Source organism: Nonlabens ponticola (assembly GCF_003966335.1).
Taxonomy (GTDB): Bacteria; Bacteroidota; Bacteroidia; order Flavobacteriales; family Flavobacteriaceae; genus Nonlabens; species Nonlabens ponticola.
Map to the genome: position 1 here is coordinate 1,540,623 of NZ_CP034549.1, position 21,188 is coordinate 1,561,810.

24 protein-coding genes are annotated in these 21,188 nt (G+C 40.7%); 6 read left to right on the forward strand and 18 right to left on the reverse strand.

Features of this window, described 5'->3' with window-relative positions:
• Positions 1–26 precede the first annotated feature (26 nt).
• Positions 27–731, reverse strand: coding sequence for a DUF4197 domain-containing protein (locus EJ995_RS06950; RefSeq protein ID WP_126446969.1), 705 nt, complete (start codon positions 729–731; stop codon positions 27–29).
• Between the two features lie 71 nt (positions 732–802).
• Here EJ995_RS06950 and EJ995_RS06955 point away from each other — a divergent pair, with 71 nt between their 5' ends.
• Positions 803–1,381: a hypothetical protein gene (locus EJ995_RS06955; RefSeq protein ID WP_126446971.1), complete on the forward strand. Its 579-nt coding sequence runs from the start codon at positions 803–805 to the stop codon at positions 1,379–1,381.
• Between the two features lie 107 nt (positions 1,382–1,488).
• Here EJ995_RS06955 and EJ995_RS06960 read toward each other — a convergent pair whose 3' ends face one another.
• From EJ995_RS06960 to EJ995_RS07005, 10 genes are all read right to left on the reverse strand, one after another.
• Positions 1,489–1,737: a DUF6952 family protein gene (locus EJ995_RS06960; protein WP_126446973.1), complete on the reverse strand. Its 249-nt coding sequence runs from the start codon at positions 1,735–1,737 to the stop codon at positions 1,489–1,491.
• Complete coding sequence (locus tag EJ995_RS06965) at positions 1,718–2,029, reverse strand: thioredoxin family protein (protein WP_126446974.1); 312 nt, start codon at positions 2,027–2,029, stop codon at positions 1,718–1,720. Before EJ995_RS06965 ends, EJ995_RS06960 begins: the two co-directional genes overlap by 20 nt.
• 70 nt (positions 2,030–2,099) lie before the next feature.
• Positions 2,100–2,735 carry a peroxiredoxin gene (locus EJ995_RS06970; protein WP_126446976.1) on the reverse strand — a complete coding sequence of 212 codons (636 nt, stop codon included), beginning with the start codon at positions 2,733–2,735 and terminating at the stop codon, positions 2,100–2,102.
• A 144-nt stretch (positions 2,736–2,879) separates the two neighbouring features.
• Positions 2,880–3,791 (reverse strand): patatin-like phospholipase family protein, encoded by a 912-nt coding sequence (locus EJ995_RS06975; protein ID WP_126446978.1) that lies wholly within the window; start codon positions 3,789–3,791, stop codon positions 2,880–2,882.
• A gap of 3 nt (positions 3,792–3,794) precedes the next feature.
• Positions 3,795–4,691 (reverse strand): MBL fold metallo-hydrolase, encoded by an 897-nt coding sequence (locus EJ995_RS06980; protein WP_126446980.1) that lies wholly within the window; start codon positions 4,689–4,691, stop codon positions 3,795–3,797.
• Positions 4,692–4,772: 81 nt separating this feature from the next.
• Entirely contained in the window at positions 4,773–6,056 is a 1,284-nt protein-coding gene (locus EJ995_RS06985) for a PQQ-dependent sugar dehydrogenase (RefSeq protein ID WP_126446983.1), read from the reverse strand.
• A 14-nt stretch (positions 6,057–6,070) separates the two neighbouring features.
• Positions 6,071–6,490 (reverse strand): type II toxin-antitoxin system VapC family toxin, encoded by a 420-nt coding sequence (locus EJ995_RS06990; protein ID WP_126446985.1) that lies wholly within the window; start codon positions 6,488–6,490, stop codon positions 6,071–6,073.
• Entirely contained in the window at positions 6,487–6,732 is a 246-nt protein-coding gene (locus EJ995_RS06995; protein WP_126446987.1) for a DUF6364 family protein, read from the reverse strand. Before EJ995_RS06995 ends, EJ995_RS06990 begins: the two co-directional genes overlap by 4 nt.
• A gap of 45 nt (positions 6,733–6,777) precedes the next feature.
• Complete coding sequence (locus tag EJ995_RS07000) at positions 6,778–8,280, reverse strand: Na+/H+ antiporter NhaC family protein (protein ID WP_126446989.1); 1,503 nt, start codon at positions 8,278–8,280, stop codon at positions 6,778–6,780.
• 232 nt (positions 8,281–8,512) lie between these two features.
• Positions 8,513–9,061, reverse strand: coding sequence for a cupin domain-containing protein (locus EJ995_RS07005; RefSeq protein WP_126446991.1), 549 nt, complete (start codon positions 9,059–9,061; stop codon positions 8,513–8,515).
• 116 nt (positions 9,062–9,177) lie between these two features.
• Between EJ995_RS07005 and trxB the strand changes: the two genes are divergently transcribed.
• Positions 9,178–10,164 (forward strand): thioredoxin-disulfide reductase, encoded by a 987-nt coding sequence (trxB, locus tag EJ995_RS07010; protein WP_126446993.1) that lies wholly within the window; start codon positions 9,178–9,180, stop codon positions 10,162–10,164.
• 73 nt (positions 10,165–10,237) lie between these two features.
• Here trxB and EJ995_RS07015 read toward each other — a convergent pair whose 3' ends face one another.
• From EJ995_RS07015 to EJ995_RS07035, 5 genes are all read right to left on the reverse strand, one after another.
• Entirely contained in the window at positions 10,238–11,737 is a 1,500-nt protein-coding gene (locus tag EJ995_RS07015) for a hypothetical protein (RefSeq protein ID WP_126446995.1), read from the reverse strand.
• 93 nt (positions 11,738–11,830) lie between these two features.
• On the reverse strand, positions 11,831–12,655 hold the full coding sequence (locus tag EJ995_RS07020) for a GIN domain-containing protein (protein ID WP_126446997.1): 825 nt from the start codon (positions 12,653–12,655) through the stop codon (positions 11,831–11,833).
• Positions 12,656–12,769: 114 nt separating this feature from the next.
• Positions 12,770–14,446, reverse strand: a complete 1,677-nt coding sequence (locus EJ995_RS07025; protein WP_126446999.1) for a PspC domain-containing protein — start codon at positions 14,444–14,446, stop codon at positions 12,770–12,772.
• Positions 14,443–14,784, reverse strand: a complete 342-nt coding sequence (locus EJ995_RS07030; protein WP_126447001.1) for a PadR family transcriptional regulator — start codon at positions 14,782–14,784, stop codon at positions 14,443–14,445. The genes EJ995_RS07025 and EJ995_RS07030 overlap by 4 nt, the downstream gene beginning before the upstream one ends.
• Before the next feature lies 1 nt (position 14,785).
• On the reverse strand, positions 14,786–15,283 hold the full coding sequence (locus tag EJ995_RS07035) for a DUF4870 domain-containing protein (protein WP_126447003.1): 498 nt from the start codon (positions 15,281–15,283) through the stop codon (positions 14,786–14,788).
• A gap of 303 nt (positions 15,284–15,586) precedes the next feature.
• Between EJ995_RS07035 and EJ995_RS07040 the strand changes: the two genes are divergently transcribed.
• The 4 genes from EJ995_RS07040 (at position 15,587) to EJ995_RS07055 (ending at position 19,163) form a co-directional block, all read left to right on the forward strand.
• Entirely contained in the window at positions 15,587–16,039 is a 453-nt protein-coding gene (locus EJ995_RS07040; protein WP_126447006.1) for a PaaI family thioesterase, read from the forward strand.
• Positions 16,040–16,101: 62 nt separating this feature from the next.
• Positions 16,102–17,181, forward strand: a complete 1,080-nt coding sequence (locus EJ995_RS07045; RefSeq protein WP_126447008.1) for an o-succinylbenzoate synthase — start codon at positions 16,102–16,104, stop codon at positions 17,179–17,181.
• A complete protein-coding gene (locus EJ995_RS07050) occupies positions 17,147–18,109 on the forward strand; it encodes a CPBP family intramembrane glutamic endopeptidase (RefSeq protein WP_126447010.1) in 963 nt (320 codons plus the stop codon). The genes EJ995_RS07045 and EJ995_RS07050 overlap by 35 nt, the downstream gene beginning before the upstream one ends.
• 7 nt (positions 18,110–18,116) lie before the next feature.
• Positions 18,117–19,163, forward strand: coding sequence for an AMP-binding protein (locus EJ995_RS07055; protein WP_126447012.1), 1,047 nt, complete (start codon positions 18,117–18,119; stop codon positions 19,161–19,163).
• A gap of 24 nt (positions 19,164–19,187) precedes the next feature.
• On the opposite strand, the gene EJ995_RS07060 is transcribed toward EJ995_RS07055, so the two are convergent.
• Together EJ995_RS07060 and dnaA are read right to left on the reverse strand one after the other, a co-directional pair.
• The gene (locus EJ995_RS07060) at positions 19,188–19,655 is read right to left on the reverse strand and encodes a low molecular weight protein-tyrosine-phosphatase (protein WP_241234605.1); all 468 of its coding nucleotides are present in this window, start codon (positions 19,653–19,655) and stop codon (positions 19,188–19,190) included.
• 2 nt (positions 19,656–19,657) lie between these two features.
• Positions 19,658–21,085 (reverse strand): chromosomal replication initiator protein DnaA, encoded by a 1,428-nt coding sequence (dnaA, locus tag EJ995_RS07065; protein WP_126447014.1) that lies wholly within the window; start codon positions 21,083–21,085, stop codon positions 19,658–19,660.
• Positions 21,086–21,188: the final 103 nt, after the last annotated feature.

Consider the following 21,188-nt stretch of genomic DNA (forward strand, 5'->3'; position numbering starts at 1 on the left):
ATTGTTAAAAAACATTTAAAACGTTGTTAGTCCTGCAATGCAAAGACTCTTCTCAATAAATCGGTAGTACGTTGATTGACATTTTCACGTATCAATATTTCCTCTTGAGCGATCATAGTGAATACACCTTCCAGCGCTTTTTGAGTGACATAATTTGTCAAATCAGGATCAACGTCATTCAATAAAGGAATGGTGTTGTATCTAGAAATTGCATCGCCCCATAACTTTGTGGCACCTACTTCACTCAGGTTGCGATCAATCACTGGTGAGAATTTGCTATATAAAGTCTCTAACGTCTTTTGTTCCAGATAGCTGGTGGCGGCACGTTGATCACCTAATAATATGTTCTTGGCATCATTGAATGTGATGTCCTTCACGGCATCTACAAAAATTGGTAGTGCCTCTTTGGTGGCCTCTTCAGCAGCACGGTTGAGTAGTTTGAGACCTTCATCTGCAACGCTGCCTAGACCTATTTTGCGCAGTCCGCTATCTACGTCCTGTAATTCTTGCGGTAATAAAATCTTTACCAGATCATTCTTATAAAAACCATCTGTACGCATGAGCGTGGTTACCTGCTGATTAATTCCCTTATCTAATGCCTGGCGTAAACCATTTCCTATGTCCGCTTGAGATAATGCTCCACCTTGTGGCAACTGGCTGGCGATTTGTTGCAGCTCAGCACAGGATTGCAAGGTAAATACAGCTATGAATAGTAGGGTAATTCTTTTCATGATCTTAGGCTTTACCCAAAGGTATGCTTTCAATCAAGTCGAAATGATTAAAGTGGCGTTAACACCGCGGCATGCGATTTGATACAGATCTTGCCTATTTGAAATCCATCACCATGCCCAGAATTATACTCTTGCTGCTCACTATTACCATTGTAAGCAGCTGTACCAGCTATAAACAACTAGCCAAGCAAGATCCTAACGAGACCACATACTACTATGATAAGAACCTAGAGGGCAGCTATGAAAACGAAGTCTCAGAAAATCAAAAAGTTAGTTTGTGGCAAGATTTGTATCGCGCCAGATACAATAAAGATATCCCGCACAGCGCCTACCGCACACAGGTCAAGATTAATGTGCCATCTGATCGCGAACTTATTGCAACGCTCTATCGAGATGGTCGTAAAGAGGATAGCCTACTATTTAAAGGCAAGCAAAAAGGTAAATACTTTGTCTTGCGTAAACGTAGCCGATTCTTACCATTATTTCCAATCTTACTAGCTTCCGAAGGCACGAAGACGATCATAGGCAACGACCTTGAAGGCAACCTCACATTGGTTCAAAAAATTTCTAGCTCTTCATCGTCACCTTTATTGAACACATCTTCAGGAATAGACGCAGAGGTGATCACCGCAGTTTATGCCAGAAAATAAAAACCCAACCATTGCTGGTTGGGCTTCCTATTTTTAATAAGTGTTGATATGCTCGTCGTGATTACGCTTTCGCGAAAGCGGTAACAGACAAACATCTTACAACTTATTTATCTATCGATGCTACCCATCACTTTTTGGGCAAAAGCATTGGACGCCTCAACGCCGCTCATTCCTTGCTCCACATTATGGTGAACCTCAATAGCACCACAAATGTTTGTTACGAGTTCACCTACCACGTCCATTTCCTCATCGGTCACAGATCTGTGCTCTGTAAAGTGCTCGAGAACTTCTAGCGTAGTTTCAAGTTGCTCCTTGGTAGCGCCTTTTTGAAGGTGTCTAATTACTGGTAACTTCATTGACTAAGTCTTTAAGGTTATCAAATTTGTTAGTCTGCAATTGGTTTACAAAGCTTCCGTTTTTGAAAGTTGCAAAGGTTGGTAAATTGTCTACCGTTGCTAGTTTGCGTGATTCTGGAAACTTCTCGGCATCGGCAAGGATAAAAATGGTGTCTTCATTCTCACCGGCCAATTTTTTAAATTTTGGTTTCATCAATCGACAGTTACCGCACCAACTAGCCATGTATTGCACGACTACTTTATCATTGCTGGCAACGATTTCCTGTAGGTTATCTTGTTCAAGAGTTTTCATATATTATAAATTTATTATTAAACAAAAAGCGATAGGTAAAGAATCACCTATCGCCTTGATTAAAGTCAACTTAGTTGGCAGAAAGATACTCTGCGGTCGCCTTGCGGTTTGCCTGCATAGCGTCTTTTCCTTCTTCCCAGTTTGCTGGACATACCTCACCGTTTTTCTGCACGTGAGCATACGCGTCTATCATGCGCAAGAATTCATTCACATTGCGTCCTACAGGCATGTGGTTTACACCTTCATGAAATACGGTACCTTCTTCATCAATTAGGTAAGTCGCACGGTAAGTCACGTTATCACCTGTAAGTAGGTAACCTTCTAAATCGTCATTGTACTCTTGCTCAACATCTAGAATGTCTAATAAATTAGCAAGGTTGCGATTGGTATCTGCAAGTATTGGGTAAGTCACACCTTCGATTCCACCATCATCCTTGGCAGTGTTCAACCAGGCAAAATGCACCTCTGGCGTGTCACATGACGCACCTATAACGATCGTGTTTCTTTTCTCAAACTCACCTAGAGCTTCTTGAAAAGCGTGGAGTTCCGTTGGGCATACAAAGGTGAAATCCTTTGGATACCAGAATAAAAGTACTTTCTTGTTATTGTTTTTTGCTTCCTCGAGCACATTCAATTTAAAGGTATCACCCATTTCATTCATTGCATCCACGTGTACATCTGGAAACTGTCTTCCTACTATAGCCATTTTGTAATTTTTATTATGTTGTTTGTAATGCTGCAAATTTAGGTCACGCTTTCGCGAAAGCTAAAACATCACAATCTTATAAGATAATAAAGCGATAGCCAGTATCTATAAGGAGTATTAAACACGATAGCTTATTGCTATCAATCAAGATTCAGGTTTGATCTCGTTGAGGTCTATATTTTTTTGCGCGGCATAGTCATAGCCGCGCTGCCACCATTGCGTCATCTTCTCTTTTTTAAAGATTAATGAATTGACAGTGAGTACCGTAGGCGTGTAGTATAGATTGATGATAGCGTCGTGATTATTTGCCGCAAACTTGCCTATGGCGATGTTTTGTTTCTCAATGCGATCCATCATAAAGCCATGTAGACTTGTGAGTAACGAGAATACATTGGTGGATGGTAACGAGTTGTAATAGGTGACCTCTGTCTCAAGAATGATAACATCAACCACAGTAGCGCCGCGATCAATGGCTTCTTTGATAGGCACCATACTGCCAAAACCGCCATCTGCATACTCGCAGCCATTCTTCTTGACTAGACTCATAAATGGTATGTAATTGCATGAGATCCAGATCCAGTCAATGAAATCCCCATAGGTAACATCCTTAATGGATTTATACTCTACCTCGTTGAGTGATAGGTTGCTCACGGTAACTACCACCTCTTTACCAGATTGCTGCAATTGTTGAAACTCTGCAACAGTCAGTGTTTTTTTGATTAGTTTTCTTAAATTATGACTCTCGCCAAAGGTCTTGCTGCCCTTCATAAAATTGCGCAGCACTTTCCAGTGATTGATGCTTATGCTTTGGTCTTGGAATTTATCGATTTTGGTTATAAAGGGTCGCGAGCTAAAAATAGAATCCTGGTTCACATGAGTATAGACATGCTTGATCTTATCGATCATGCCTAGTGCGAGGTGCGATATCAAGAGGCTACCAGTGCTGGTGCCTAGATAAAGATCATACTCATGCTTGAGTTCTTCAATGAGGTATTGGGCGACGCCACCGGCAAATGCGCCCTTGCTGCCGCCACCAGAAATGACTAGGGCTCGCATGTTTTAGTTTTTAGATTCTTGATCTACTTCTTCTAGGGAAATCAAGCTGTCATAAAAGGTACCACGCAAACGTTCTGGATTGATAAAGCCATTGCCATAGCCTTGAGCGTCATATCTTTTGGTGATTTTCTCATCTGCAAGGATGCGCTCACGTGATTTCTCTTGTGCTATTGCCAGTTTTACCTGACTGCGTATGTCCATAAGCATATTTACATGAGCTACAAGATCTTTATAGGTTCCCAAGTTACCATGGCCTGGAACGATTTGGGTGTCTGGATTAATGGTGGCCAGTACCCGCTGTTGTGCTTCTATGTATCCATTAACGCTACCGCCAGACTTAAGATCTATGTACGGATAACGACCATTAAAGAAAACATCGCCCATGTGCACGACATTACTCTTTGGGAAATAGACAAAGCTATCGCCATCTGTATGAGCATTGTGTACATGGATGATCATAGCATTCTCGTCTGGTAGATCAATGCGCATTTCTTCAACTAGAGTTATTTCAGGCAAATAACCATCTGGCTTATTAGCTTCTTGAAGTCGCTTAAGTACGTTTGCCTGAGCAACGATATTTAGGTTCTCGTTATTAAAGTTTTCATTACCACCAGTGTGATCGCCATGGTGATGCGTGTTGACAAGATAGGTGAGTGGCTTGTCAGTAATTGCAGCGATGGCCGTTTTAAGTTTATCACTCAATGGTGCAAATTGGGAATCAATCATCATGACCTCATCACTAGCTACTGCAATGAGAATGTTGCCGCCTCGACCTTCCAGCATGTAGAAATTATCTGTGAGTTGGGTTGTCTTTATTTCTACTTGATCTGGATTGATTTGGGCGATTGTAGAAGTAGCGAATAAAAGGCTGCAAGCTATGATTTGTAATGAATGTTTCATTCTCGATTGTTTATTGACAAAATTAAAGATGCATCACTTTTAAGTGATGCATCATAGTTCCTTACAAGTTAATCATTTTTCCTATTTCGCACTCACGCGCCAGACGATACCGCTATCATCATCATTAACAAGCAAACTACCGTCGTTATGAACGGTAACACCTACAGGACGACCATAGACATCCTTCTCACTATCAGGATCTGTAAAACCTGTCAAGAAATCCTGCGGCGGTTGCGGATTACCGGCCGCATCAAACGGAATGAAAACCACTTTGTAACCACTCAATGGCTTGCGGTTCCATGATCCATGTTGTCCTATGAAAGCTCCATTTTTATAGGTTGCTGGAAATTGATCTGCCGTGTAAAATTCAAAACCTAGGGACGCTGTATGAGATCCCAATGGCACATCTGGAACGATAGCTATATCTACAAGTTCTTGATGTGGATCATTTCTCCATCGTGGATCATTTATTTCACCGTAATAGGAGTATGGCCAGCCATACCAACCACCTTTCTTGACGCTCGTGGCATAATCTGGAACTAGATTATTACCCAATTTATCGCGCTCATTGACCGCTGTCCAAAGCTCACCAGTGATAGGATTCCAATCCATTCCTACTGGATTTCTCAAGCCTGTTGCATATTCTATCTCACCAGAACCATCAGGATTGATTTCAAGAATGGTAGCGCGACGCACCTCGTATTCCATGCCATTTTCACCGACATTGCTACCTGAACCTACAGAGATATAGATCTTGGATTGATCTGCATTGGTGATCAAATTACGCGTCCAGTGATTGTTGTAACCACCAGCTGGTAGGTCCAGAATTTTCTCGCCAGCACCAGTCAATTTTTCTTGACCTGTCTTGTAGGCATAGCGGTACAAACCATCGGTATTGGCTACATAGAAATAGTCATCAATGATCAACATTCCAAATGGCTGATTCAAACCACTTAAAAAGACTTCTCGATAATCTGCGGTGCCATCGCCGTTGGAATCGCGCAAGAGAGAGATTTGGTTAGCACTGTTGCGCGTGTTGCTTTCTACAACAAAAATGTCATTGTTTTCATGCACATACGTCCATCGCGGATGTTTTAAATCCGTTGCAAAAGCATTGACTTGAAATCCTGCTGGTGCGATGGGTTTATTGCCATCTTTCCAGCCTACTACATTGCTCACCAATACTTCAGATTCACTGTGATAGGGTGGTGGTAGTTCTAAATCACCAATGCTTGTTTCTACTATGGCGTTGTCGTTATCGCCTAGATTTTCCTTGAAGACTTCTGGAGTATTATCAGTTGCATTTTTGGTTTTGCAGGATGTAAAGGCTGCAAGAGCGAGCGATAGTAGTAATATTTTTTTCATGGTATTTTTTGTGTTCAAACCTTACCACTTGCTAGATATTCGCCAGCATTCATGATAGGTAAGTTTGTTGATTTAAAATCTTTCTTATTTCTAGTTATAATAATGTCCAGCTGATTTTCAACCGCTGTGTAATACTGCAGTCCGTCTTCAAAATCTTTGAAATTATTGTCGTTTAATGCCAACTCGATAATTTTCTCATCTAAAGATAAGACACCTACTATGATTTTGAATTTTCGTAAGATAGATCGAGCGTCACGAGCCGCCATGGATTTAGACAAAATATAGTTTGTATTGGCAAATGATAGTGATGATATAAATAACGAAACCTCTTGTCTATCTGCCTTTGAAAACAATAATGCAGCATCCTTGTAAAACGGTTCTCTTTGTGCTAATAGATCAATAACGATATTGGTGTCAACTAGCAAGCGTTTCATTGATACTTCTTTTCTAGATGATCAGTATAATCACTGGCGACATCTAGATCGTTCTCCAATTCTATCACACCGCTCAAACTTTGAATCAATGGTGTGATTTGGTTCTCTTCTTGGTCTTGCTTAGTCACGGATTGCAGATAAGACTCTATAAGTTTTGAAAGGCTCGTCTTATTCTTTTTGGCATATAGTTTTGCCTGTTCAATAATCAATTGATTCAAGCTTAAGGTGAGTTTCTTGTCCATAACAAAAAATTACGTACAAAAATACAAAAAGTTTACGTAAACTGTTTAGTCGATAGCTTGCGTACCGCTCAATTGCCTAATTTTAATCCTAAACGCAGCAAACAACAAGGTCATAAAAGGTGATAGCCAATTGAATATGGCGTAAACAAAATATTCGCCTACGCTCACTCCTAATGTTTCACTCTGGTATGCACCACAGGTGTTCCAAGGAATAAGTGCACTAGTAACGGTTCCACTGTCTTCAAGTGTACGAGAAAGATTTTCTGGCGCCAATCCTTTATCACGGAATGCACTCGAATACATCTTGCCAGGTACTACTAGTGCTAGGTATTGATCACTAGCTGTGACATTGATCGCTAAACAGCTCACCACAGTACTTGCAAATAAACCGAAAACACTGTCAAACAAATTTAGCAGTGCCCTACTTATAGTTGCTAAGGCCCCAATAGCATCCATGATACCACCAAATACCATAGCGCAGATGATTAGCCAAATAGTTCCTAGCATCTCTGCCATTCCTTTACCTTTAAATAAATCACTCATTTCTTCCGCAAGAACAGAATCATTTGTGATTGGTGGCACTTCCACTTTTACAGTAATACTATTCATAATGCCTTTATACATGCTCATGGCGTTCCAGTCTTCCATACCAGAAACTAAAAGAACCAATTCAGGTTGAAAGAATAGTGCAAATATTCCAGCTAAAAGAGTCCCAATGAGCAAGGCAAGCAATGGTGAGACTTTCTTTACTATCAATCCTATAACGATAACAGGCACCAGTAGTAACCATGGCGTGATATTAAATGTATCATCTAGCACCTTTTGGTATTTAGTTACGTCCGCATCACCGACTGAATCAAAAGTTAATCCTATAATTATAAAGGCTGTTAAGGTGACCAATATAGTGGGAACAGTCGTTAAACTCATATATTTTATATGTGTAAACAAATCAGTTCCAGCCATTGCTGGTGCCAGATTTGTCGTGTCGCTCAAAGGGCTTAATTTATCGCCAAAATAAGCGCCACTCAACACAGCACCAGCAGTCATTCCTGCGCTTATGTCTAAGGCAGCTGCAATTCCAATCAAGGCAATACCTACGGTCGCGGTGGTCGTCCAGCTACTTCCAGTGGAAACGCTTATCACCGCACAAATGATTACACAGGCAGCTAAAAAAATTGTGGGATTTAAGATTTCCATCCCATAATAAATCATGCTAGGAATAATACCGCTAATAAACCAGGTTCCAGCAAGCGCACCTACCATCAATAGAATTAATATTGCACCAGTAGTTGACTTCAAATTTTGAGCTACTTCTTCTATCATGGACTTGTAACTAACCTTATTAAAGTAACCTATAATCCCAGCGACTGTTGCTCCTAAGAGTAGTACAAACTGATTGGAACCTCCAAGACTATCATCCTCAAAAATGTAGACGTTGATAGCTAGCATAATTACCAGCGCAACAACGGGTATCAAAGCTTCCCAAATATTCAGCTTTCTGTTCTCTATAATTTTCTCGTCCTCGTGGTTGATATTTTGACTTTCCATGGAAAAATTTAGTTAACGTAATGTTACAACTTTGCGCGAGTTGTTGCAAACAGGAATGTTGGTCGGTGGTTAATCTATTTCTAGATATACCGCTTTCCTGCCTGCCGGCAGGCAGGCGCGAAAGCGTAATCATTCAAATAATGAATCTTTAATCCTTGCAGGATCGTCCTTTAAAAAATCCCTGCAAGCTGTTTCTAATTACAAAACTCACTTGCAGAGAAGCCTGATAGTCTTACTGCTTCACATATTTATTGTAAAGCTTTTTTTCAAAACCTAGCTTTCGCGAAAGCGTAAACAACACATTCAACAAAGGAAGCATCAGTCTAAACGGTAGTGAGTCGACTTGTGTGTCGCCCCATTTGAGTAATATGATGGCATAAAACGGATTGTAGGGAATCTGGTTGCTGCTGAAGGTTTTGCCGTCTCGCACCAATCCAAAAAGTGCCGCCATAAAATTTTCAAATCCGGGCGACCCTGGTTCCAGCCGCGCTTGAAAAACGATGGGCCTGTCCGTAGGATTGTAGAATCTATGGTTATCCGGCACGGGCACCTTGAAATCTTGACCTGGCGACAGCCTCAATTCCTTGCCTAGATAGTGCACTCCTAGTGTTCCTTTTTGCGGAATAAAGTGTTCAGTAAATCGTTTGTGATAATGAATGGGATTGCCGCCATCGGGCTGTAGTTCTACTTCGATTAAGGTGTATGCGCCATTGGTTTCGGCACTGGTTTCAAGGATGGTGGCTTGCTCTTTTGTAATAGGATTGATGTAGGTGGTAGGCATGTTTCAAAAGTAGGGTAGCGGCATGAGGTTGTTTGATAAAGTGATAATAAATAACAATTATCACGACCCTAGATCGCGGTAGAAGTATCTTATTTTTGTATGACAAAATTTGAATGATGGCAGATACAATTGAAAGAATCAAATGTTTGATTATAGGTTCTGGTCCTGCAGGTTATACAGCGGCGATCTATGCAGCTCGTGCAGATATGAAACCTGTGATGTACACGGGTATGGAGCCTGGTGGTCAATTGACTACTACAACCGAGGTGGATAATTTCCCTGGCTATCCTGACGGAATAGACGGACCAGCCATGATGGAAGATTTGAAGAAGCAGGCAGAGCGTTTTGGCACTGAAGTACGTTTTGGCATGGCAACCGAAGTTGATTTTGCCAGCGAAGAAGGTGGAATACACAAAGTGGTGATTGATGGTAAAACTACCGTAGAGGCAAACACGGTAATCATTTCTACTGGAGCATCCGCTAAATACTTAGGCTTACCTAGTGAGCAACGATTGCGCGGTGGTGGCGTTAGTGCCTGTGCCGTATGCGATGGTTTCTTTTATAAAGGACAAGATGTTGCGATAGTTGGTGCTGGCGATACAGCGGCAGAAGAGGCATCGTATCTCGCCAAAATCTGTAAATCTGTAACGATGCTAGTCCGTAAAGACTACATGAAAGCATCGAAAGCGATGCAACATCGCGTCAATAGTCTTGACAACATAACAGTAATGTACAACACAGAAGTTGATGAGGTTCTAGGCGATCAAGTGGTCGAAGGTTTGCGTATGGTCAACAACCAAACCAACGAGAAAACTGAAATTGAGATCACTGGTATCTTCATTGCGATAGGACACAAGCCTAATACAGATATATTCAAGGGCCAATTGGACATGGGTGAAGATGGTTATTTGAAAACAATACCAGGATCTACCAAAACAAACTTACCAGGTGTTTTTGCCAGTGGTGATGTACAAGATAAAATTTACAGACAGGCCATTACCGCTGCAGGAACTGGCTGTATGGCAGCCCTAGATGCAGAGCGCTACCTTGCTGAAATAGGTGTGGTAGAAGAAATGACGGCTGGTGATTACTATGTGGAGTAAACACGATATAACGTATAAAAAAAATGCCTTAAGGTTTTCTCAAGGCATTTTTTAATTCTATCAAATCTTTATTTTACTCCAAAGTCAGAAATGTTTTTTTTGTACCACCATCACTTATCATAACAAACCTTTGATAATCAAATGAGCCATAGTATGGTCGGTAAAAATGATTTCCTGCATTATCCTGTATTTTATTATAGGACGGCTCGCCATCACTTTCGAAGTCTATATCATATAACGCAGTGGTTTCAAACCAGCCTTTTGATAGCTTTGTTCTTCCGTCATTTTTTTCTGTAAGGTTTTTGCCAGAATTTAAAAGAACGTGTAACTGATCGTCGATTATAAAAGCATTATAAGAAGGGCTTTGTGATCTTTTAAATATGCTGCGACCCCATTCCAGTTTGCCTGTAGGATCAAATTTCAATATCAAGATGTCATCATAGTTGGGCGTGGTTCTCGTGAAACCTCCATTCATGCCATTTGCAACATACGTGGTGGAAAGATAAAATTCCTCGGCAATGAGATAGGCATTTCCAGCCGTGTCAGTAAGTATATAATCAATGTCAAAATTTCCCAGTTCTTTCTTCTTTTTGTTTTTCCTGTCGGCTCTTGCCTCGCCATAAAGATCTTCATAAACCTGTTTAGGTAATACTTGACTTTTTCTAGAAATCACTTTAAGGGCATCTTTATCTATACTAAATACACAACCGCCTTTTACCCAACGCTCTTGATTTTCTGAGTATAAACCGACTAGATTGAATTGGCCATCAACACTTGAGAAGCCCAGCGACTGGATCAACATATCCTGACCTAAATCAATCTTGAGGGTTTCATTAAGATCAGCCGCGATTTTATTAAGCACGATCTCATAGTTAGCGTCACCATCTTTATTCTTTTTTCTTGAGCCGTTTTCAAATAGCTTACCCAAAGAGTAAACATTCAGGTCATCATCGATGAAAAGATCATTATGTTCATAAAGGATTTCTTCTCCTTCCTGATATGATTTTTGATACACCAGCTTGCTACTGGCTGCCTCAAAAACACGTATGGTATGAGAGTTCTTATTCTTACGGTTGTTATCAGTGGCAATGGCAAAGTGAGCGCCATCTGGCGTTACTGAAAAGTTAGTGCGATGATTGCGACGAGAACCAAACAGACTTTGTTTTTTCTCAACTTCTTGCTCAAAAAGTGTTCTTGTAGTAACGTTTTTACTCGCCATATCGATCGTGTGAGAATACACGATTCGCTCATCTTTTTTGGGCGAGTAAACCGTAAAGAATCTCAACAAATCATCGGTTTTTATCGCACCGATAAATTTTTGCTTGCGTTCTCTATCGACAATTTGATGGTTAAGCTCACTAAAATTTTCATCGTAAAAGTGGACATGATATTTGCGCTTTGACCCGCGCACGGTCACGACATTGCCGTTTGCAGCAGAATGTATGGCGAGTATGCTTTCTGCTTTTGATTTGTCATCAAAAACTTTGCTTTTTGTGATTTCTAATTTACTGGCTTCCTGCGCACATAGCACTTGCGAGGCTAGAACGGACAATAGTAGAAATATGATTCTCATTTAAAAGTATTATAAAAGGCGGCAAAATACGCATAAATAAAAATCCTTACCACGTTGCCGTGATAAGGATAGATATGATTTAATAAGGATGTTTTACTTTTTCATCAACATGGCTTTGCCAGTGAACTCTGCCATCCCGATTTTTGGATTGTTGTAAAGTTCCACTTTTGCATCGCCGCTAGCTCTCAATTCTAGATTGTCTTTAGCATTCACTTGCGCATCGGCATTTCTAGTAATTTTTAGTTTAAGATCTTTAACTTCTAAATTCTTTCCTTCCATTTTTGATCTGCCCTCAAGCACCATCGTACTATTGTCTAGATCGCCTTCCATTCGACTCTCTGCGCGGTCAGTCAACATAAAGTCAACACGATCATACATAGTCAAGGCTTTAAGATTACTAGAACCAGATAAGTTGATCTGTGCACTAGAACCAGACAGATTACATTCTGCTCTAGAGTCTGCGCTACCATTAAAGACAAGCTCGTCCACCTGACCAGTGAGATAGACTCGTGCGTCATCCTTAAGGTTCACCTGCAGATTATCCATACGTAGATCGGTTAACGAACTCAACTGCGCATCGTCTTTGACATTAATAGTTGTAAACTCTTCTGTATAAATAATGTTGATCTTCAATTCCTTGCTACGACGTATCTCTGCCGTTTGATTGATGGTAAGGTTACCGTTTTGCACTAGAATGTTAATGAACGGCTGTATGTTAGAATCTGTAATGATCTCCACTTGCGGACTCGTTCCTTGAGCAATGGCAATTTCATAATCGCCACCTATTTCTATGGACTCAAACATGTCCACATCTATGATGCGTTTAGTAACTTCTTTATTTCCTTTGATTTTTGTGCGGTCTTGCGCTTTCGCGAAAGCGAAACTCAACAACAACATCACAACAACTATCTTTTTCATGTAATTATTTTAAGGTAAAAGTAACCAAAAACCGCTCCACAAACGTGAAACGGTTCTTAAGGTATTGCGCTATTTAACAGCAAATACAATGCAATATGTAAAAAATAAGTGCGATCATGGTTGGTTGTTTTTTTCTACACCGTCGTTGCCGTCGTATTTCCAATTGGCGTTTTCGGTAGTAGGTTCATCTGTGGTTTCTTTTGCCTGTGTTTCTTCAACGGGACAATCAACGCAAACAGCTTTTCCATTCTTGATTTGATACGTGTAGTCAATGTTATTTCCCAGCGTGATGGCGTCACGATTCATGTTTGATCGATAACGTTGCCCAAATCTTCTATTGAATCGAGCCTTTGTGCCTTCTGGTAAATAAATCGTCATTTGAAGATTGTGTTTAGGTATTCCAGAACCTTCTTGAACCAATACATAATCAGCACCCGTAAAGGTCGAATCTGTCAATTCATAATTGTATTTAATCAAATCTGCCTTGTTGCGTGCCTCATCAAAACTAGATCCATAGGCTTCATAAATCATCTCGACGCTCGCAAGACTATCAGTAGTGGTGCCTACAGCGACCCGAACATCATAAACCTTTAAGTAATTGATGCCGTCTTGCTCGCTCACTTCAAAGCCTATCTCATTATTATTGAGATTCATTGTGCGATCGTTACTAGTCTCCAACGCCATTTCAAAAACGATGTTATCGTCAATATTTGCCGTGTCAACTCGTTGCACGGTCGCGCTTGTCGCAGTGCTAGCAGCTAATTGACCTACCATAACACTGAGTACAATAACCGCTATAATCCAGACGCCAGTGAGTGACAAATAGGTTTTGCCACCTATAGATTTTAGTCTACTCACGAGCATTTTAAGTCCCAAAATAGCGAGTAGGAACAATGGTATTCCAGCCGCAAGGATGATGGCAAGTACAAACCACCAGCTTGCCTGCTCCGCAGGTATCACTACATTAAAAAATCTCAATAAGCTGTTGCCATCAACGTTCACAGCACTGGCAGTAATGGTAGATACAACAAGAGCAACTAGAGCAATTGACCCAGCAAGGAATAGGATAAGACCTAAAATCTTGACAAAAGCGATGGCAATACCCTTGATCAACCTACCCAAAAAGCTGAAGAACTTAACCGTACCTCGCTTTCCTCTTTGACCTACTACATTGCTGTGGCTGGCGTCGGTCTGCCCATCAGCCACGGGCTCAAAACCCGCTTTGAAGTTCTCTTCTATATTGGAGATATTAACTTCCTTACCCATCATGGTAAGACGTTGGTTTGTAGTTACCGCGTCTGGCACAAAAATCCACAATACTATATATCCTAAAATTGAATAACCGGCAGTCAAAAAGGCGAGTAGAACCATGAGTACACGCACCCATATCATCTCAATACCCAGATAGTAACTCAAACCAGCACTAACGCCACCTATGTATCCATTTTGGGTATCTCTAAACAATTGCTTGTTTGCGCCGCTGTACGATTTTCTTGATCGATTTTTAGGCTCGTCAAAGATTTCCTCGTCAACCTCATAATCTTCAGGTTGACCCATGATGGTGATCACTTCTTCTACATGTGACGCGCTAATGACCTGTTGATCGTTTGCTCTACGTTCGAGAAAAAGCTCTGCAATTCTCGATTCTATGTCGCTCATGATCTCATCGCTTCCAGTAGATCCTGCAAAGGATTTGCGTACGGCAGCGAGATATCGCTGTAATCTCAAGTAGGCATCTTCATCAATATGGAAGAACAACCCAGCGAGGTTTATGTTGATGGTCTTGTTCATGATTTTTTGGTTTTAGGTGTGGTAACAATGTTTACTGCGTTCTTTAGGTCTTCCCAGGTTCCAGACAATTCTGTCAAAAAAATACGTCCAGTCTCGGTGAGGCCGTAATATTTTCTAGGCGGTCCGCTGGTACTTTCTTCCCACCTGTAACCTAGTAGTCCAGCATTTTTAAGTCTGGTAAGCAATGGGTATATGGTACCTTCTACGACCAGCAACTTAGCGTCTTTGAGCTTCTCTAGAATCTCTGCCACATAAGCATCTTCTTCCTTGAGGATGGATAGGATGCAGTACTCGAGCACGCCTTTGCGCATTTGCGCTTTTGTGTTTTCTATCTTCATCTTATATGTTTTTATAATCTTCCTGAGCGGTGTCTTCTCTCAAGAAATTGATCGTTAATGGATAGCGGTAAATCTCGCCCTCATGAGCTCTAATAGCTGCTTTAACTGTACAGAACAAATCCACAACAGCAAGTGCAAAAATGATCGTTCCCGCAATGATACCGCTAGCTACAATAGTTGAGAAGGTTCCTAAATCCTGTGCAAAAGGAAAATCATTACCGTCCATGTGTTCCCATAGAGTAGGACCGCCAGAAATCATGCTTCCTATAATCACGCCACCACCTATGAAAGCGAGGATGACTGTGTATAAGGTAATGCTCAACTGGAAGTTGATCGCCTGTTTTCCATGCGTATCAATAAAGGATGATTTTTTAGAATGAATCATCCATAAGAGAATGGGTAGTATAAAATTCCCAAGTGGTATGAGCCATTTGCCAAAAGTGAGCAAATGGATCCCAGCGGCGATATTAAGATGATTTGAAGATGGTAAATTTTCCATGACCTATTATTTTCTTATGCAAATATATGTCTAAAAGATAGTATTATGCAATACAAAGTACCATATATTTTTGAAAAGAAGTTTGATTTTGAGGAGTACGCTTTCGCGAAAGCGTAACAATAGCAAGCCTTTTAACAAGAAATGAGCCCATGAAAAAAGTTATACTTTCTTCTAACGATTTTTTAGTATTATCCAGATATGAGAGATTTTGACTACAATTCGAAGTAATAAGTCAATCTCCAAATGCTATAAATAGATTAAAGATGTGTTCACGTATCTTCGTGCTTAATACAAATTACCATCATGATTTCAGCCTCTAAGATCAATACGTTTACCTTTTTTAAATTACCTAGTTGTTGGTGGTCTGGTGTACGAGCTATCCGTATTAGTGAGAAAGCTTGCGAGGTAAGCGTTAAGCACCGCTGGTTCAATCAAAACCCTTTTAATAGTATGTACTTTGCCGTGCAAGCAATGGCTGCGGAGCTTTCCACAGGCGCATTAGTAATGTCTTACATCAAGGAATCAAATGCTCGTGTATCGATGCTCGTGGCAAACAATGAGGCGACATTTACTAAAAAAGCTACCGGTCGCATCACTTTTACATGTGACGATGGATTAGCTATAAAAGAGGCGATAGAAGCAACTGTTGCTACTGGCGATGGTCAAACCGTATGGATGGAAGCTACTGGGGTCAATCAAGATGGCGTACAAGTGAGTAAGTTCAGGTTTGAATGGACGGTAAAGAAAAAGGGCTAGTTGCATACAATTTGCCATTATTCTAACATCTCGCGGCAGTCACAGCAGTTATCTTGCTGGTCATGAAGGCAACTTTTCACAAATACAATTTGGAATTTAAGCAACCTGCAGGAACCTCTCGCGGCGTCTTAAAAACGAAAGACACCTACTTTCTTGTCATTGATAACGGTGACGAGAAAGGAATAGGTGAGTGTAATCTTTTTAAAGGTTTGTCATACGATGACCGTCCAGATTATAAGCAAAAGCTACAATGGACCTGCGATAATATCGGGATGAAACCTAGCGAGATGCTCGATGAATTAGTTGAATGGCCGTCGATACGCTTTGGGTATGAGATGGCGATGAAATCTTTGCAATCTGCCACACCATATGAATTATTCCCGTCGCCATTCACGCAAGGTGAGGATTTTATCCCTATTAATGGACTGGTCTGGATGGGCGATGAGCAATTCATGCAACAACAGCTTGAGGATAAACTAGCGGCTGGATTTGATTGTATAAAAATGAAGATAGGAGCCATTGATTTTGAAGCAGAAATGAAACTGCTCAAATCCATCAGGTCAAGATTTAGCAAGAATGAAGTCACGATTAGAGTAGATGCTAACGGCGCGTTCCAACCAGACGAGGCGCTTGAGAAACTGGAACAACTTGCAGCTTACGACATTCATAGTATCGAGCAACCCATTAAACAAGGTCAATGGCAGGAGATGGCTAGGCTTTGCGAGCAGACTCCAGTTGATATTGCGCTCGACGAGGAGCTCATAGGAATTAACTACATGGATAAAATGGAAAATTGCCTTGAGACGATCAAACCTCAATACATCATCTTGAAACCAGCACTAGTTGGCGGATTTATGAGTTCCAGACAATGGATCAATCTTGCTACAGAGAAAAACATAGGTTGGTGGATCACCAGCGCACTAGAATCTAATGTAGGCCTAAATGCCATTGCGCAATTTACCTATACGCTGGGTGTCAAGCGGCCACAAGGACTGGGAACTGGTGGTTTGTTTGTCAATAATATTGATGCTCCATTAGAGATCATAAACGGATCTCTTACTTGTAACACGAGTAAGGAATGGGCTACTAACCTTTTAAAAAAGATAGATGTTCATAAAAAGAGCGGCAAATGCGCAAAATGAGTCATGGCGCTGGATACTTGGTTTTATAGCCATATTTGTAGGCTGCCAAGTTTTTGGTGCCTTTCCTTTTGTTTTAGCCTTGATTGTGAAAACTATTCAAGATGGAGGAAACTCTATGATGTTAGATGAAAGCAGTATGATGCAAGTATTCTCTCCTAACACTACATTGTTTCTACTTATGTTGACCTTTGTAATAGGTACCATCGTTTGGTATTTGTGGATCAAATATGTACATAAACTTAATTGGCATGAAGCAACGACTTCGCGATCTAAGTTTGACTGGAGTCGCGCATGGTTTGCATTTGCTGTGGTAGGAATTGTTTCAATAGTATTAACAGCTGTTGGCTATTATCTAGAACCTGAGATTTTCATATGGAATTATCAGCCAGATAAATTCTGGATTCTTGTCATCATTGCGGTAGCGTTGGTTCCTATTCAAACTACTTGGGAAGAACTGTATTTCAGATCCTACATGATGCAAGGATTAGGACTTATGGCAGGAAACAGAGCTGTACCCTACATTGTGACTTCAGTCATATTTGGAATGATGCATATTTTCAATCCAGAGGTAGCAAAACTGGGCTACGTGGTGATGTTTTGGTATGTTGGTACAGGATTCTTACTTGGAACATTCACGCTAATGGATGAAGGAACGGAGCTGGCCATAGGATTTCACGCGGCAAATAATCTTTTCATCGCATTGCTAGTCACCGCTGACTGGACAGCTTTTCAAACAGATTCCTTGCTTATTGACATCAGCGATCCAGAGGCTACTTTCACGACATTTTTACCTTTATTGATGTATTATCCGTTATTGATTTTGTTATTTAGCTGGAAGTATAAATGGAGCAATTGGAAAGAACGATTGCTAGGGCCAGTTCATTTAGACAAGCCTGTTGAAGATCCAGAATTTGAACAATTAAACTAATTATTACATGATACCAAAGGTTCATCCTACATTTAAATTAAACGGTAAATCGCTTGACCACAATGGTCTTATGACCGTTGCCTACAGCTATGTAAAAGAAGGTGAGTTATGGGAAAAACAAGTAGGTGATTTTATTCTCAACTGGCTGGATGATTTTGACTTTCATACCGTATATACCAGCGGTTCCACAGGAACACCCAAGGAAACAAGACTCGACAAGCAGCACATGATTAATAGTGCACAACTCACAGGTGAGCGATTCAATCTTGCTGCTGAAAGTGATGTGTTATGCTGTTTACCATTAAGCTATATCGCTGGTAAAATGATGATGGTACGAGCCATACATCTAGGATGGCATCTAGATCTCGTGCAGCCACAACGTGAGCCGCTGGAACATGTGGAAAAGCGCTACGATTTCACCGCTCTGACAGCATATCAGGCAAAGCACTCGATCGATTACCTATACAAGAGCCGCAAAACTATCATAGGTGGTGGCCCAGTAGATGATTTATTAATTAAAGCGTTGAATGGACGTCACACAAGAGCCTATCATACTTATGGAATGACCGAGACGTGCACTCACGTAGGTATCAAAGAATTGTACCCTAACAAGGAAGATCATTTTACCACCTTACCCAACATCAAGGTAGCTGCCAGCGACGATGGCTGTCTAATTGTTCACGCACCAGAGCTTGCCAGCGATCCTGTCCATACAAATGATCTGGTAGAGATTATTGATGAGCACTCTTTCAAAATTTTAGGTAGAGCAGACGATGTCATCATTACCGGTGGCGTCAAGGTGCATCCTGATGTGGTAGAAAACAAACTGTCCGCCATCATCGACCAGCGTTTCTTTATAGCTGGTTTACCCGACAATGACTTAGGAAATGAGGTTGTGTTAATTGTAGAAGGGCAGGAACAGGATTACGCTTTCGCGAAAGCTAAACTAGACAAATACGAGAAACCACGACAGGTTTTATTTGCAAACAAATTTACCGAGACCCATACAGGTAAAATTGATAAAATCGCAGTCTTGAAGTCGGTAACCGCTTAATTTGAGAGAATAAGGAATAGCTAATTATTTGCTTTCTAGCTCCTGTGCTATAACATCGGTAGCGCGATCTAGCATGGTATAGACATTTTGAAAGCCTTGTTCACCACCATAGTAAGGATCGGGAACATCCAGGTTTTCACCAGGAAAAGCCTGCTCTAATATTTTGTGCACCTTCTGCTTTTGTTCATCATTATGAGCTAATGCAACTACATCGTCATAATTGGATTGATCCATCACAAAAATGTGATCAAAATCCTCAAAATCGTTTTTGGTAAACTTTCTACTGCGTTGGCTAGAGATATCAATATCATGTTTGCGTGCAACGTCAATTGATCTTTTATCTGGAGCTTCACCCTTATGACCACCACTGGTACCAGCGCTGTCCACCGTGTACTTGGTGAAATTGAGTTTGCGTCGCATTAATCCTTCGGCGAGTGGTGAGCGACAAATGTTGCCCAAACATACCATTAGGATTCCTGTTTTATCAGCCATGTCTAGTTAGACAGTTTTTTACGCAGGTCTTCTACGTACTTATTGAATTGTTTATCTGTACTGGCAAGATTATCAACCGTTTTACAAGCGTGTAACACGGTAGCGTGATCGCGTTTTCCTATTTGAGAACCTATGCTTGCAAGTGAAGCTTTGGTCATTTTTTTGGAAAAGTACATAGCTAGTTGTCTTGCTTGTACAATATGACGCTTTCTAGTTTTAGATTGCAACGTCTCCACATCCATCTGGAAGTAATCACTTACCACTTTCTGGATTTGATCAATACTTATTTCACGCTTGGTATTCTTAACGTAGTTCTCAACTATTTTTTTAGCTAGTTCTATCGTGATTTCCTTGCGGTTAAAAGAAGAGTGAGCAATCAACGAAATGATAGCACCTTCCAACTCACGTATGTTAGTCTTGATGTTATCTGCAAGGTAGTTGATGATGTCCTCATCCATTTCTACACCGTCGCGGTATAGTTTGTTCTTGATGATGGATACACGAGTTTCATAATCAGGATGGTTAAGCTCTGCACTTAAACCCCATTTAAAACGTGACAATAGGCGCTGCTCTATATCTTGCATGTCCACTGGCTTCTTATCGCTAGTAAGAATTACCTGCTTGCCATTTTGATGCAAGTGATTGAATATGTGGAAGAAGACGTCTTGCGTTCCTGCCTTACCAGCAAAAAACTGTATGTCATCCACGATCAACACATCGACGATCTGATAGAAGTGAATAAAATCATTTCTGTTATTCTTACGTACAGACTCTATAAACTGCTGTGTAAATTTCTCTGCACTTATATATAAGACTGTCTTGTCAGGATAGTTTTCCTTGATGCCTACACCTATGGCATGAGCAAGGTGTGTCTTACCCAATCCTACACCACCAAATATCAATAACGGATTAAAAGAAGTACCACCTGGCTTATTGGCTACGGCCATACCTGCGCTACGAGCTAATCTATTTGAATCACCTTCTAGAAAGCTATCAAAATTATACGATGGATTAAGTTGTGACTCAATCTTTACATTACGTATTCCAGGAATCACAAATGGGTTCTTGAGCTCTGGACTTTTACTGCGCACTGGCGCATCTACTGATTGTGAATTTTTGATCGCACGATTGCTACTAGGAATCTTTTCGGTAAATGGTTCCATGCCTTTTAGGGCATTTTCCATTTTAATCGCATAGATCAATTTTGCACCTTCACCTAGCTCTTTTGTAAGGGCCGTCTTTAATAATTTGATGTAGTGCTCTTCTAACCATTCATAGAAAAAACGGCTAGGTACCTGAATACTTAAAGCGGTATCAGTAAGCTTAACGGCTTTAATAGGAGCAAACCATGTTCTATATGCTTGCGGGTTTATATTGTCCTTTATAAACGTGAGACAATTTTCCCATACCGATTCTGCCGTCGATGCCATAAAATCTTTTTTTCGTGGTTAGATTTGACCATCAAGAATAGAAAACGACACTATAAAAATGCCCTCTCGATGATGACGCAAATATGTGTATAAAAAAGCTCAA

Excerpts from the sequence above, each read along its gene's own strand:
- EJ995_RS06955 (WP_126446971.1), top strand. The coding sequence starts at position 803 with ATGCGATTTGATACAGATCTTGCCTATTTGAAATCCATCACCATGCCC.
- EJ995_RS06950 (WP_126446969.1), bottom strand. The coding sequence starts at position 731 with ATGAAAAGAATTACCCTACTATTCATAGCTGTATTTACCTTGCAATCC.
- EJ995_RS07030 (WP_126447001.1), bottom strand. The coding sequence starts at position 14,784 with ATGAAGATAGAAAACACAAAAGCGCAAATGCGCAAAGGCGTGCTCGAG.
- dnaA (WP_126447014.1), bottom strand. The coding sequence starts at position 21,085 with ATGGCATCGACGGCAGAATCGGTATGGGAAAATTGTCTCACGTTTATA.
- EJ995_RS06990 (WP_126446985.1), bottom strand. The coding sequence starts at position 6,490 with ATGAAACGCTTGCTAGTTGACACCAATATCGTTATTGATCTATTAGCA.
- EJ995_RS06970 (WP_126446976.1), bottom strand. The coding sequence starts at position 2,735 with ATGGCTATAGTAGGAAGACAGTTTCCAGATGTACACGTGGATGCAATG.
- EJ995_RS07020 (WP_126446997.1), bottom strand. The coding sequence starts at position 12,655 with ATGAAAAAGATAGTTGTTGTGATGTTGTTGTTGAGTTTCGCTTTCGCG.
- EJ995_RS07045 (WP_126447008.1), top strand. The coding sequence starts at position 16,102 with ATGAAGGCAACTTTTCACAAATACAATTTGGAATTTAAGCAACCTGCA.
- EJ995_RS06965 (WP_126446974.1), bottom strand. The coding sequence starts at position 2,029 with ATGAAAACTCTTGAACAAGATAACCTACAGGAAATCGTTGCCAGCAAT.
- EJ995_RS06980 (WP_126446980.1), bottom strand. The coding sequence starts at position 4,691 with ATGAAACATTCATTACAAATCATAGCTTGCAGCCTTTTATTCGCTACT.
- EJ995_RS07050 (WP_126447010.1), top strand. The coding sequence starts at position 17,147 with ATGTTCATAAAAAGAGCGGCAAATGCGCAAAATGAGTCATGGCGCTGG.
- EJ995_RS07040 (WP_126447006.1), top strand. The coding sequence starts at position 15,587 with ATGATTTCAGCCTCTAAGATCAATACGTTTACCTTTTTTAAATTACCT.
- EJ995_RS07060 (WP_241234605.1), bottom strand. The coding sequence starts at position 19,655 with ATGGCTGATAAAACAGGAATCCTAATGGTATGTTTGGGCAACATTTGT.
- EJ995_RS07015 (WP_126446995.1), bottom strand. The coding sequence starts at position 11,737 with ATGAGAATCATATTTCTACTATTGTCCGTTCTAGCCTCGCAAGTGCTA.
- EJ995_RS06985 (WP_126446983.1), bottom strand. The coding sequence starts at position 6,056 with ATGAAAAAAATATTACTACTATCGCTCGCTCTTGCAGCCTTTACATCC.
- EJ995_RS07035 (WP_126447003.1), bottom strand. The coding sequence starts at position 15,283 with ATGGAAAATTTACCATCTTCAAATCATCTTAATATCGCCGCTGGGATC.
- EJ995_RS06960 (WP_126446973.1), bottom strand. The coding sequence starts at position 1,737 with ATGAAGTTACCAGTAATTAGACACCTTCAAAAAGGCGCTACCAAGGAG.
- EJ995_RS07005 (WP_126446991.1), bottom strand. The coding sequence starts at position 9,061 with ATGCCTACCACCTACATCAATCCTATTACAAAAGAGCAAGCCACCATC.
- EJ995_RS07025 (WP_126446999.1), bottom strand. The coding sequence starts at position 14,446 with ATGAACAAGACCATCAACATAAACCTCGCTGGGTTGTTCTTCCATATT.
- EJ995_RS06975 (WP_126446978.1), bottom strand. The coding sequence starts at position 3,791 with ATGCGAGCCCTAGTCATTTCTGGTGGCGGCAGCAAGGGCGCATTTGCC.
- EJ995_RS06995 (WP_126446987.1), bottom strand. The coding sequence starts at position 6,732 with ATGGACAAGAAACTCACCTTAAGCTTGAATCAATTGATTATTGAACAG.
- EJ995_RS07000 (WP_126446989.1), bottom strand. The coding sequence starts at position 8,280 with ATGGAAAGTCAAAATATCAACCACGAGGACGAGAAAATTATAGAGAAC.
- EJ995_RS07055 (WP_126447012.1), top strand. The coding sequence starts at position 18,117 with ATGATACCAAAGGTTCATCCTACATTTAAATTAAACGGTAAATCGCTT.
- trxB (WP_126446993.1), top strand. The coding sequence starts at position 9,178 with ATGGCAGATACAATTGAAAGAATCAAATGTTTGATTATAGGTTCTGGT.